A 10,574-nucleotide genomic window follows, 5' to 3' on the forward strand; every position below is an offset into this window, starting at 1 on the left:
TCACGGGCGATAAGTAGGAGATAACGCATCGACAAGGAGCACCCGTAGCGTTCGGGTCACAGGTCGATACCGCTAACAAGGGAAGATCATGGAACTGGTGGAACGGGACGCCGCGACGGCGGTGCTGGACGGCATGCTCGCCGCCGCCGTCGCCGGAAAGGGACGGGTCGCGATGGTCACGGGTTCCGTGGCCACCGGTAAGACCGAACTGCTGAACACGTTCGCCGAGCGGGTCCTGGACCTGAACGGCCTGGCCATCACCGCGGTCGGCTCGCGTGCCGAACGGAACCTGCCGCTCGGCGTCTTCGGGCAGCTGCTGATGGACGCCCCGCTGGTCGCCGAGGAGAGCCGGCGCGCCATGGACCTGCTGCACGAGGGTGCGCAGAGCATCCCGGCCGGGCCGGACGGCGCCGCCCGTCTCGACCCGCAGATCGTGCACGGGCTCTGCACCGTCCTGCTCGATCTGGCCCAGCGCTATCCGCTGGTCGTCGTCGTCGACGACCTGGACCACGCCGACCCGGCGTCCGTGCTCTGCCTGGCCTACCTGGCCCGGCGGGTTCGGTTCGCGCCGATGCTGGTGGTGTTCAGCCACTCCGGGCACGGGCGCCCGGACGAGCCTGCTCTCGAACTGGAGGCGCTGAGCCGGCCCCCGCAGGGCGCCCACCTCACGCTCGCCACGCTGACCGCGGAGGGCGTACGGCGGATGGCCTCCGGCGTGCTGGCCGACGACGACGCCGAGCGCACCGCGGTCCGCTGGCACCAGCTCAGCGGCGGCAACCCGCTGCTGGTCGCCGGCCTGATCGAGGACCACCGGCAGATCCTGGCCGAGGGCGGCGCCCCGGACGACGAGCCGGTCGCGGGCGGCCACTACGCCCGGGCGGTCGTCTCCTGCCTGCACCGCGCCGACCCGCGCCTGGCCCGGGTGGCCCGCGGCGCCGCCATCCTGCCCGGGGCCGCCTTCCTGGACCAGCTGATCGGTGTCGAGACGGCACAGATCGGCCAGGCCGTACGGGCGCTGACCGCCGCCGGCATCCTGCACCAGGGCGAGTTCCGGCACCCGGTGGCCCGCGACGCGGTGCTCGCCGAGATCGACGGCGAGGAGCGGTGCGAGCTGCACCGCCGGGCCGCGGTCCTGGCCCACCACGGCGGCGCGCCCAGCCGGGTGGTCGCCGACCAGCTCCTCGGCGCCGGACGGGCCGAGGAACGGTGGGCCGTCCCGGTGCTCGAGGACGCCGCCCGCTGGGCGCTGCGCGAGGGCCGGGTGGACGCCGCGATGCGCTACCTGCGGCTGGCCTGGCAGGCCTGCGGCGACGAGCAGCACCGCGCGAAGATCATGACGACCATGCTGCGGGCCGCCTGGCGGATCAACCCGGGCACCTCGACCGGCTACCTGCCCGAGCTGACCGCGGCCCTGCGCCGGGGCCACCTGCGCGGCGGCGACGCCCTGGCGCTGACCAAGGCGCTGCTGTGGGACGGCCGGTTCACCGACGCGCGGTCGGTGTTCGAGCACCTCAACGAGGCCGGCGACGACCTGGACCAGGAGGGCCTCACCGAGCTGGCCATCGCGCGGCCGCTGCTGCGCTCGACGTACCCGTCGTTCTTCGCCCTGCTGCGCCAGCCCGCCGAGCGGCCCCCGGCGGTGTCGACGGTCGCCTCCAGCCATCGGCTCGAGGCGGCGTCCGCCCTGGCCACGGTCCTCACCCGGGGCCCGTCCGAGAAGATCGCCACCGCGGTCGGCCGGATCCTGCACAACTCCCGGCTGGACGAGATGAGCCTCGACACCGTGGAGAGCGCGCTGCTGGCGCTCACCTACGGCGGCTGGTCCGACCAGGCGGCGTCCTGGTGCGACCTGTTCGTCGAGGAGGCCGTCACCCGGCGCGCGCCCAGCAGGCTGGCCCGCCTGTCGGCGATCCGTGCCGAGGTGTCGCTGCGGATGGGTGACCTGCCGGCCGCGGTACGCCATGCGCGGCTCGCCCTGGAGGTGATGCCGCCGACCAGCTGGGGTGTCGCGATCGGTTCCGTGGCGGCGCCCATGATGATCGCGGCCACCGCGATGGGCCGCTACGACCTGGTCCGTGAGCAGCTCGACCAGCCGGTGCCGGAGGAGATGTTCCAGACCCGGTACGGCCTGCACTATCTCCAGGCGCGCGGCCGGTACAGCATGGCGATCGGGCAGCTGCACCTGGCGCTGCGCGACTTCGAGTACTGCGGCGAGCTGGCCGGCCGGTGGCAGCTGGACACGCCCGGGCTGGTCCCGTGGCGGGTGGACGCCGCCGAGGCGCTGCTGCGGCTGGGCCGGCCGGACCGGGCGCACAAGCTCGTCGAGGAGCAACTGCACCGCTGCGGCAAGGAGAACCCGCGGGTGCAGGGCATGGCGATGCGCCTGTACGCGGCGGCCGGCGAACTGCGCCACCGCCCGATGTTCCTGCGCCAGGCCGTGGAGTTGCAGACCGTCGACGAGTACGAGCAGGCCCGCGCGCTGATCGACCTCACCGACGCGTTCCAGGCGCTGGGCGAGCCGCGGCGGTCCGGCATGATCGCCCAGCGGGCCCGCGCCCTGGTCGAGAAGCTCGAGGCCGAGCCGCTGCTGGCGGCGCTGAACCCGGAGCCGGGCGGCACGGACGACGCCAGGACGCAGGCGGTCGCGCCACCCACCCCGGCCACGACGCTGAGCGAGGCCGAGCGGCGGGTGGCCGTCCTGGCCGCGGACGGGTACACGAACCGGGAGATCTCCAAGAAGCTGTACATCACGATCAGCACCGTGGAGCAGCACCTGACCCGGATCTACCGGAAGCTCAACGTCACCCGCCGTACCGATCTGCCGGCGCACCTGGTGCGGGACCACGTCGTGACCGGCTGACGCCCGCCCGCACCGATGGGAAACGCCCGGCCGAACGGCCGGGCGTTCCTTCGTTCCGTGCTCAGGCGGCGGTGGCCAGAGCCGGTTCCAGGATCGTGACGGCGGTGACCAGCAGGCCGTTGCCGATCACCCAGCGGCCGGTGAAACCGGTCAGGTCGGCGCCGTGCAGGCGCGGCCCGGTGACGTCGAGCCGGGCGGTGAAGGTGGCCGTCGCCGGGTAGAAGGTGACGCGGGCGTCCTCGAAGTCGAGCCACCGGGCGGTCAGCGGGTACCACGCCTTGTAGACCGACTCCTTGGCGCTGAACAGCAGGCGGTCCCAGTGCACGCCGGGATGGTCGCGCCGCAGCGCCGCGAGGTGGTCGCGCTCCTCCGCCTGGGAGACCGCCTCCAGCACGCCGGGCGGGGCCGGCTCGTGCACCTCGGCGTCGATGCCGACGGTGGTGACGCGCGCGGCCGGCGCGACGACGGCGGCACGGTACCCCGGACAGTGGGTGATGCTGCCGACCAGTCCGTCGGGCCAGCGGGGCTCGCCGCGCGGGCCGGGCAGGATCGCCGACGGGTGGTGCCCGATCCGCCGCATCGCCTGGCGGGCGCACCAGCGGCCGGTGGTGAACTCGGCACGCCGCTTGTGCACGGCGGCGCTGATCAGCGACTCCTCCTCGGGGAACAGCGTCGCCTGGGGCGGGTCCGCGAAGGTGTCGACCGCGGTGACGGCACCGGGCAGGATGGTCTCGATCATGACGTCCCCGATACCGGTTCGGCGCACGCCGGCGGACGGGGCCCAACCTTCTCGACAATGGACATGAATCCACATTAAGGGCCGGTCCGGCGGCCTGGAACCGGAGCCGGGGTACCCTGCCGCCGGCTAGGGGCAGCGGATATAAAACACCGATAGATCCGGATTCGACACTGGGCGTTCCAACACCTCACGTGGGGAGTGACCCTCTTGATCCGTCGAACCTCTCGTATCGTGGCCGCCGCCGTGCTGCTGGCCGCCGGCCTGGTCGGCGTCGTCCAGCAGCCCGCCGCGGCGGCCTCCTGGCAGGCCGTTCCGGTGCCGCTCGGGGAATACCGCAAGATCGCCTCGGCGCGGATCCAGGTCTTCGGCCCGGACTCCGCGCTGATGTACGCCGGGACCGAGCCGCAGATCTGTTTCGAGTGCACCGTCCGGAACCAGATCTTCCAGTGGAACGGCACGGCCTGGACCGAGCTCGTGGTGCCGCCCCACGCGGCGGGCGGCACGCCGTCCTACGCCGGCGGTTCGCCGTCCGACCAGTGGAGCTTCGCGGCCACCGGCAACGACTACACCTTCTCCGCCTACCACTGGAACGGCTCGGCCTGGACCGAACGTTCCGCGCCCGGGGTGAGGTTCCAGACCGACGCCGTTCACGTCGTCGCACACGACGACGTGTGGGTCGCCGGGCGGGACCGGACCGGCGGAGGCTTCCACGCGGCGGCCGGGCACTGGGACGGCACCGCCTGGACGTTCGCCCGGCTGCCGGAGGCCAGCAGGACCAACAGCCCGGAGGCCGTCCGTAGGATCAGCGACACCGAGGTCTGGGTGGTCGGCACCGCCTACCCGGCCGTGAACACGTTCCGGATGAACGCCGCCCGCTTCGACGGGCAGACCTGGACCACCGTGCCGATGCCGGACGGCGCCGGCCGCGCCAGCGTGGTGAACGGTGCGCCCGGCGACCTGTGGATCACCGGCACCAAGCTGACCAGCGGTACCGGTCCGCTGTGCGGCATCACGCTGCGCTCGACCGGGGGCGGCTTCACCCGTACCGACATCTGTGGTGACCCGGCGAGCACCGACGGCGGCGTCTGGCGCACCGGCGTGGTGAAGTACGGCGCCGACTGGTACGCGGCCCTGCAACCGCGCTGGAGCAACGACAAGATCCCCGGCGGCGCGCTGCGGAAGTGGACCGGCTCGGCCTGGCAGAGCATCGCCGGGCCGTTCCCGACCACCACGAACGTGGAGGCCCTGGAGCCGATCCCGGGCGGCGGGCTGTGGATGGTCGCCGAGGGCCGTGACGCGGCCGGCAAGCTGTCCCTCACCGGCCCGCAGGTGTTCCGGGTGACCGGGGCGCTCGGCTGAGCACACGACGAGGGGCTCACCCCACGGGTGAGCCCCTCGTCGTGTCTAGCGGTCGAGGAGAGCCAGGTGGATGGCCCGGTCCAGGACCGTGGCCCGGTCGGCCGGCGCCACCGACGCGAGGATCTCGTCGGCCTGGCGCATCGCCGAACGGACCCGCAGGGAATGGGCCGAGCGCAGCAGGCCGGCGATCCGGGTCACCGCATCGTCCGCGCCCACGGTGATCAGTCCTGCCCGGCGAACGCGTACTCGAGCACCGCCATCGCGCTGCACAGCTTCATCCGCGCCTGCGACCACGCCACCGAGCGGGGCCCGTCCAGGACGGCTCCGGAGACCTCCTCACCCCGATGTGCCGGCAGATCGTGCAGGAAGAGCGCTCCCGGCGTACCGGAAAGGAATGTCTCGTCGATGTGGAAAGGCCGGAAGGTCTCCCGCCACGACGCGTCGGGTTTGCTCGTGCCGGTGGTCTGCCAGCGCGTGGTGTAGACGAAGTCGATGTCGGCCGGCACGGCCGACGCGTCGTGCGACTCGGTGACGAAGCCGCCGTTGCCGGACGCCCGGGCGGTGGTCTCCTTCAGCACGTCCTCGGGCAGCCCGTAGCCGTCCGGGGTGAGCAGGTGCAGCCGGGCGTCGGCGAAGTTGCTGAGCCCCTGGGCCAGCGCGGTCGCCGTGTTGTTGCCCTCACCCACGTAGAGCACCCGCACCCCGTCCAGCGAGCCGCGGTGCAGCAGGATCGTGGCCAGATCGCAGACACCCTGGGTCGGGTGCTCCTCGGCGGCCATCGCGTTGACCACCGGCAGGCCGCTCTCCGCGGACAGCTCCCGCATGTCGGCCAGCGGCCCGGCGGTACGGGTGACGATGCCGTCCAGCATCAGCCCGAACATGCGGGCCGTGTCGGCGATGGACTCGCCGGTGTTGGTCTGGAGATCGCCGGGACCGTAGCCGACCGCCCGGCCACCCAGCCGTTCGACGCCCACGGTGAACGCGGTCCGGGTCCGGGTGGAGGTACGGGTGAAGACCACACCGACGAGCAGCCCCCGCAGCGGATCGCGGTGTGCGGTGGGATCACGGTAGAACTCGACGGAACGGCGGGCCAGCGCGGCCAGCCGGTCCGGGGTGAGGTCGGCCAGGGAGAGCAGCCCGCGCGGGTCGCGCCGGGGCGGCAACCCGGTGAAGGCTTCGGACAGGGACATGGGTTCCTCCGTGTGCTGGTCAGTGGGCTTCGGAGTAGGAGCCCGCGGGCTCGAGCAGGCCGGCCGGCGCCGAGGGCCGGTCGAGTCCGCGTTCGGCGAGCCAGCCGGGGTCGTACAGGGTGCCGGCGTAGCGGTCGCCGAGGTCGGGGCTGATCGCCACGACCACCGAACCGGGGCGCAGCATCCCGGCGCGGGCGGCCACCCCGCTGAGCACCGCGCCGGTCGAGCCGCCGCCGAGCAGCCAGTGGCGGTCACGCAACCGCCGGCAGGCCTGTACGGCGTCGTGCTCGGAGACCATCACCAGGTCGGTGACGTGTTGCAGGGAGGCGATCGCGGGCGTACGGCTGGTGCCCAGCCCCGGGATGTGCCGGCGGCCCGGCGGCGTCCCGAACGTGGTCGACCCGATGATGTCGACCGCGAACACCTTCGTCTCCGGCCGGTGCCGGGCGAAGTACTGCGCGCAGCCGGTCAGCGTCCCGGTCGTGCCGGCGCCCACGAACACCGCGTCGACCTGCGGGAACTCCTTGAGGATCTCGGCCGCCGTGGTGTGGTAGTGCGCCATCGTGTTGATCGGGTTGGCGTACTGGTTGGGCCAGACCAGCGCCGGGTCGGCCCGGATCCGGTCCTGGAGGTACTTCAGGCGCATCGACAGGTAGCCACCGTTGGTGTCCCGCTTGTCGATCACGACGACGTGGGCCCCGTACGCCCGCATCAGCTCGATCGTGGCCGGGGCGGTGTTCATGTCGGTGACGCAGGTGAAGCGGTATCCCCGGGCGTTGGACACGATGCTCAGCGCGATGCCGAGGTTGCCGGAGGACGACTCGATGATCCGGCTGCCCGGCCGGAGCAGGCCACGCTGTTCCAGGTCGTCGACCATGGCGAGGGCCGGCTTGAACTTGATCGAGCCGGCCGGGTTCATCGCCTCGATCTTCAGATAGAGGCGGCTGTCCGGAAGGAAGCCGGACAGCTCGAGGAATACGTCGGGAAACTGTATGTCCAGCGCGGATTCGACGATCATGGTAGCTCCACAAGGGTCGGATGATGCGGATCAGAGCAGGTCGAGAAGCTGCCCGCCGCCGGTCTCCCGCGCGACGCCGGCGACGGCGTGGATCAGGGCGACGTCCAGGACCGCCATGCCGAACGGGTTGCTGATCACGTAGCCCCGGTCCGGCCGTCGCGCGGCCTGCCGGCCGATCAGCACCTCGCCCAGGCTGGGCGGGTCGCCCACGGCGTCCTCCTGGAGCAGGCGGCCCATGATCCGGCGCGGGTTCTCCCGGATCAGTTCCAGGTCGTCGACGAAGATCGCCTCGGCGGACCGGAAGGCGTCCTCGGTGAGGTCGTCGAGCGACACGTGCGCGATGAACTGGCCGGCGGTCAACCACCGGGCCGGGATGTAGGGGTCGTTGCTGGTGGTCACGGTGACCAGCACCGGGGCGGCGCCGGCGGCCCGTTCGGCGCTGTCCACCACCACGATCTCCAGCTCGGGGCGGCGCTCCCGGAGGTCGTCCCGGAACGCGGCAGCGCGTACCGGATCGAGGTCGTGGACGTAGGCGCGGCGCACCGCCGGGAACGCCGCCGTGATCGCGTCCAGATGCACCCGGGCCAGCGTGCCGGTGCCGATGAGGCTCACCTCGCCGAACGACTCCGGTCCCAGCTCGCGCAGGCTGACCACGGTGTAGGCGGCGGTGCGGACGGCGCTGAGCAGCCCGGCCTCGGCGACCACGGCCGGACGGGCCGTCTCCGGGTCGAAGGCGAAGCTGAGCCCACCGGCCCGCTCCAGGCCACGGGCCGGGTTGCTGACCGACGCGTTGATCAGCTTCATGCCGTACGACATCGCGCCGCCGGACGGCACGGCGCCCAGCATGGCGATCGCCCGGCTGTACGCGCCGGCACTGTTGGACCAGCTCAGATAGCCCTCGGCCGGCAGTTCGGTACGGCCGAGCGTGTGATCGCGCAGCGTCTGGGCGACCACCTCCGTCGCGTCCATCTTGGACAGGCAGACGGCGACGTCGGCACGGTTCAGGAAACGAATGCTTTCGCCTGGCATGTTCTCCTCACTCCATCTACGGCTGGTCGCCGGGGCAGACCAGACCGGGGCGAGCATCCGGCGGGCTTCGATACTTTGCCTATCTCCACCGCACCCCTGAGGGGGCCGGTACGCCTCTCCGGCGACCCCTATCTCCGCCGTCTGCTGTGGATTCGCAGGCGCGGGTGAATGAACCTCGCATCAAGGAAACCAACGGGGGCTGTACCCCGGCCTTGTGCCGGGTGCGGAGGTGGAATCGTGAGTGACCTTGAGTTTCGAGTCCTGGGACCGGTGGAGGTGTGGCGCGACGGACGTCGTGTCATGCTGCCGGGTTCCAAGATCACGACTGTTCTGGCCGCGCTGCTGCTGGCGCGCGGAAAGGTCGTGCCGCACGGCGAACTGAGTGCCCTGCTGTGGGGCTGGGATCCGCCGGCGACGGTGGACGCGCAGATCTACACGTACGTCTCCCGGCTGCGCAAGCGCCTCGACTTCCAGGTGAAGATCGTGCGCGAGCACGCCGGATACACCCTCGACATCGGCGACGCCGCCGTCGACCTGTTCGACTTCGAGGAACTCGCCGCGCGTGGCGCCGAACGGCTGGCCGACGGCCACCGGGCCGCCGGCGTCGACGACCTGCGCGAGGCGCTGTCGCTGTGGCGTGGCCCCGCACTCACCAACGTGGCCGAGCCGCTGTCCGAGCGGCATCTGCCCTGGCTGGACGAGGCCTACGCACTCACCTGCGAGCGCAAGGCCGCCGCCGAGCTGGACCTGGGCGCCAGCCTGGAGATCATCCCCGAGCTGACCGAGCTGGTGGCCCGCTACCCGCTGCGCGAACGGTTCCGGGCCCAGCTGGTCCTGGCCCTGCACCGGGCCGGCCGCCGCTCCGAGGCCCTGGTCGCCTACGACCGGGCCCGCCGGACCCTGGCCGACCAGCTCGGCGTGAACCCGGGCGAGGCGCTCACCCACGCCTACCAGGAGGTGCTGCTCAGCGACGTGTTCGACGAGCCCTCCTCGCTGGTGACGGCCGAACAGGTCCTCGACATGTTGCTCGAGGCCCGGCTGGTCGAGGAGGTCGCCGTCGACCGCGGCGCCAGCCAGTTCCGAATGCCCGGCCTCATTCACCTGCTGAAACACGTATAGGGCGGCTATAGCCCGGCACGGGACGCTGCGCACGACCTCAGCCACCACACGGAAGGAACCGCTTCGATGGCCGGGCAGAGCTGGAAGCCGTTGGACATCACGGCACAGGACATCGGGGCCGCGGCGACGACCGAGGCCCTCATCAACCACCTCGACGCGCTCGGCGCCGAGCTCGACGACCTCCTCGTACGGGAGAAGGCCCTGGTCTTCCGGGGTTTCGGAGTGCGGCCCGAGGAACTCGACGGCGTCTTCGACCGGCTGCTGCCGCGCCGGCTCGCGTACGTCAACGGCAACTCGCCGCGCACCAAGGTGGGATCGAACCTCTACACCTCCACCGAGTACCCGTCCGAGTTCACCATCTCCATGCACAACGAGATGTCGTACGCCACCAGCTGGCCCAGCCGGCTGGCGTTCTACTGCCAGATCGCCGCGGAGACCGGCGGCGCGACTCCGCTGGTGGACGCCGCGCTCTGGCTCGAGTCACTCGACCCCGAGGTGCGCGAGGCGTTCGCCGACGGGGTCCGCTACACCCAGAACCTGCACGGCGGCCAGGGCCTCGGCAAGAGCTGGCAGGACACGTTCGAGACCGCGGACCGGGCGGCGGTCGACGACTACCTGTCGACGGCCGGCGCCGAGTGGACCTGGCGTAGGGACGGCAGCCTGCACGTCGAGCAGCCGCGCCCGTCCACCACCAGGCACCCGGTGACCGGGACCGAGGTCTGGTTCAACCAGTCCGACCAGTGGCACCCGGCCGCCCTGGGCGACGACACCGCCAAGGCGCTCGCCCAGATCCTTCCGCCCGAGGAACTGCCGCAGTACGTGACGTTCGCCGACGGCAGCACCATCCCCGACGAGTACGTCATCCAGGTCCGTGACCGCGGACTGGAGAACGCGGTCGACGTCGACTGGCGGGCCGGCGACGTCATGGTCTTCGACAACCTGCTCGTCGCGCACGGCCGGCGCTCCTTCACCGGCAGCCGTCGCGTGCTCGTCGCGATGACCGACTGACCCACTTCCACCTTTTTCGAAACAGGAGTTCAGATGTCCGAGCAGAACACCGCCAGCCACCGCGTCGTCCGCAACGACGAGGAGCAGTACTCGATCTGGTGGAACGACCGTGACCTGCCCGCCGGCTGGACCGCCGAGGGCTTCACCGGCAGCCAGGACGAGTGCCTGGCACACATCGAGACGGTGTGGACCGACATGCGCCCGGCCAGCCTGCGCCGGCGCATGGCCGAGCAGGCCGCCGCCTGACATCCG

10 protein-coding genes are annotated in these 10,574 nt (G+C 71.8%); 5 read left to right on the top strand and 5 right to left on the bottom strand.

Going from position 1 to position 10,574, the window contains the following annotated elements:
* Positions 1 to 88: 88 nt before the first annotated feature.
* The gene (locus KZ829_RS05975; protein ID WP_220142805.1) at positions 89 to 2,860 is read left to right on the top strand and encodes a helix-turn-helix transcriptional regulator; all 2,772 of its coding nucleotides are present in this window, start codon (positions 89 to 91) and stop codon (positions 2,858 to 2,860) included.
* Between the two features lie 61 nt (positions 2,861 to 2,921).
* Here the strand turns inward: KZ829_RS05975 and KZ829_RS05980 are convergent, their stop codons facing one another.
* Positions 2,922 to 3,599, bottom strand: a complete 678-nt coding sequence (locus KZ829_RS05980) for a 4'-phosphopantetheinyl transferase family protein (RefSeq protein ID WP_220142806.1) — start codon at positions 3,597 to 3,599, stop codon at positions 2,922 to 2,924.
* Between the two features lie 207 nt (positions 3,600 to 3,806).
* On the opposite strand from KZ829_RS05980, the gene KZ829_RS05985 reads away from it, so the two are divergent.
* Positions 3,807 to 4,958 (top strand): hypothetical protein, encoded by a 1,152-nt coding sequence (locus KZ829_RS05985; protein ID WP_220142807.1) that lies wholly within the window; start codon positions 3,807 to 3,809, stop codon positions 4,956 to 4,958.
* 45 nt (positions 4,959 to 5,003) lie between these two features.
* On the opposite strand, the gene KZ829_RS05990 is transcribed toward KZ829_RS05985, so the two are convergent.
* The 4 genes from KZ829_RS05990 to KZ829_RS06005 are packed head-to-tail and all read right to left on the bottom strand — an operon-like array spanning position 5,004 to position 8,195.
* Positions 5,004 to 5,174, bottom strand: coding sequence for a hypothetical protein (locus KZ829_RS05990; RefSeq protein ID WP_220142808.1), 171 nt, complete (start codon positions 5,172 to 5,174; stop codon positions 5,004 to 5,006).
* Positions 5,175 to 5,179: 5 nt separating this feature from the next.
* Entirely contained in the window at positions 5,180 to 6,148 is a 969-nt protein-coding gene (locus tag KZ829_RS05995; protein ID WP_220142809.1) for an ornithine carbamoyltransferase, read from the bottom strand.
* A gap of 19 nt (positions 6,149 to 6,167) precedes the next feature.
* Positions 6,168 to 7,166: a 2,3-diaminopropionate biosynthesis protein SbnA gene (sbnA, locus tag KZ829_RS06000; protein ID WP_183217020.1), complete on the bottom strand. Its 999-nt coding sequence runs from the start codon at positions 7,164 to 7,166 to the stop codon at positions 6,168 to 6,170.
* A gap of 30 nt (positions 7,167 to 7,196) precedes the next feature.
* Entirely contained in the window at positions 7,197 to 8,195 is a 999-nt protein-coding gene (locus KZ829_RS06005; protein WP_220142810.1) for a hypothetical protein, read from the bottom strand.
* Positions 8,196 to 8,432: 237 nt separating this feature from the next.
* Here KZ829_RS06005 and KZ829_RS06010 point away from each other — a divergent pair, with 237 nt between their 5' ends.
* From KZ829_RS06010 to KZ829_RS06020, 3 genes are all read left to right on the top strand, one after another.
* Positions 8,433 to 9,314, top strand: a complete 882-nt coding sequence (locus tag KZ829_RS06010; protein WP_220142811.1) for an AfsR/SARP family transcriptional regulator — start codon at positions 8,433 to 8,435, stop codon at positions 9,312 to 9,314.
* Between the two features lie 66 nt (positions 9,315 to 9,380).
* Entirely contained in the window at positions 9,381 to 10,322 is a 942-nt protein-coding gene (locus tag KZ829_RS06015; RefSeq protein WP_220142812.1) for a TauD/TfdA family dioxygenase, read from the top strand.
* Positions 10,323 to 10,355: 33 nt separating this feature from the next.
* A complete protein-coding gene (locus tag KZ829_RS06020) occupies positions 10,356 to 10,568 on the top strand; it encodes an MbtH family protein (protein WP_220142813.1) in 213 nt (70 codons plus the stop codon).
* The last annotated feature ends 6 nt before the right edge of the window (positions 10,569 to 10,574 follow it).

The organism is Actinoplanes hulinensis (genome assembly GCF_019429605.1).
GTDB classification, from domain to species: Bacteria; Actinomycetota; Actinomycetes; order Mycobacteriales; family Micromonosporaceae; genus Actinoplanes; species Actinoplanes campanulatus.